This window comes from Aetokthonos hydrillicola CCALA 1050 (genome assembly GCF_017591665.1).
Taxonomy (GTDB): domain Bacteria; phylum Cyanobacteriota; class Cyanobacteriia; order Cyanobacteriales; family Nostocaceae; genus Aetokthonos; species Aetokthonos hydrillicola.
Window position 1 is genome coordinate 1 of record NZ_JAAKGC010000374.1, and the last position, 1,600, is coordinate 1,600.

Genomic DNA, 1,600 nt, shown 5'->3' on the forward strand with positions numbered 1-1,600 from the left:
ACTGGAGTTTGGACTAAAAGCTCAGGCAGAAGCAAAGCACGGATAGAATAACAGATAAAAAATAGACATTAGTACTGAAGCACAGATTGATTGTTAGAGAGGAAAGCAGTCAGAAGTTACACTGACTGCTGTAAAGTCAATGAATGTAAACAAAAGTTCATTGACTTAGATGATCCTGACACAATTAGAAGAATTCCGGCAAGCAATCTACGATGGTCTAGGTAAAGCAAGAGACGCAGTATTTGATCTGATGGATGCAGTGTTGACCAGCCCCACCATACAATCATTTGTCAGCCTATCCCAGAATCCAGTGTTTCGGCGATCTTGGCCGAGTATTTATGCTGCACTGCATGACAGTCGTCCCAATAGAAGAAAGCTGATGAATCTGCTGGTAAACAAGGTAACAACTGAAGAACAACCATTTCTAGCGGGAGATCATACCTTTTGGCCCAGACCAGACGCAAAGACACTCTTGGATCGGACTTTTAGTGGGGGGAAAGGAGTTAGTACCAGTGTGGGACAAAGTTATAGTACGTTGGCGTGGATCCCAGAGTCCAGTGGGAGTTGGGCATTACCCTTAAGACACGAGAGGATTACCAGCTTTGAAACCCCAACAAGTAGGGCAGCGTTTCAACTAAAGCAAGTGACTCGGCAGTTAAAAACTAGACCACTTGCCGCTTATGACAGAGGTTATGGTAACGCGAAATTTGTAACAGCTACGGCTGGTATAGAAGCAGACTTATTACTCAGATTAGCATCTAATAGATGCCTTTGGGGTAAACCTGATACTAAAAAAGGTCGAGGCGCACCACGCAAGCATGGTCATAAGTTTAAGCTCAATGACCCTACAACTTGGCCAGAAGCAGATGAGACTTTGATTGTTGAAGATCCAAAGGTTGGTCAGGTGAAAGTCACGCATTGGAGTGGATATCATTTTTTGGAATCCCCCAAACGAGACATGGAGATCATCCGTGTCGAGGTGATTCAACCTGTGGGACGGAAGCGGAAATTCAAACCGTTGTGGTTAGCTTGGCTTGGTCAGACGATGCCCCCATTAGAGGATTTCTGGCATAAATACTTACGTCGCTTTGCCTTGGAACATTGGTATCGGTTTGCGAAACAAAGGTTACATTGGACACAGCCTCAATTAAGTTCGACTCCGGCAGTAGAGCGATGGAGTGACCTCATGCCACTGTTAACTTGGCAATTGTGGTTAGCAAGAGTTGCTTGCATGGACGCCCCATTGCCCTGGCAATCAACTCAGGATAAACTGTCTCCAGGGCGCGTAGCACAAGCGTTTCCCCTAATTTTAGCTGCTGTTGGTACTCCAGCTCAACCACCAAAAACCCGTGGAAAATCCCCTGGTCGTGCTCCCGGACATCAACCACCCCCACGTCCTACTTATCCTACTGTCAAAAAACACGCATCTAAAAAAGCTAAAACCGAAGAATCACTGAATAAAGCCGACCCCCCTGCTGCTTAGTTTCGGCTAATTTCCTGATGATTCAGCTTGACTCAGTTTCAAACTTGAAGTTGAGTCCCTCTGTCGCGCCCCTGCTTGTTAATTGCTGGTCGACACTAGATTAGTCCAAACGCCAGT

Annotated in this window: 1 protein-coding gene; it reads left to right on the top strand. The window is 45.9% G+C overall.

What is annotated here, in order from left to right; genetic code table 11:
* Positions 1–169: 169 nt before the first annotated feature.
* Positions 170–1,483, top strand: a complete 1,314-nt coding sequence (locus tag G4P69_RS38060; RefSeq protein ID WP_208346297.1) for an NF041680 family putative transposase — start codon at positions 170–172, stop codon at positions 1,481–1,483.
* Positions 1,484–1,600: the final 117 nt, after the last annotated feature.

What these genes read in the sequence shown, in the direction of transcription:
- G4P69_RS38060 (WP_208346297.1), top strand. Translation starts at nt 170, where the DNA reads ATGATCCTGACACAATTAGAAGAATTCCGGCAAGCAATCTACGATGGT.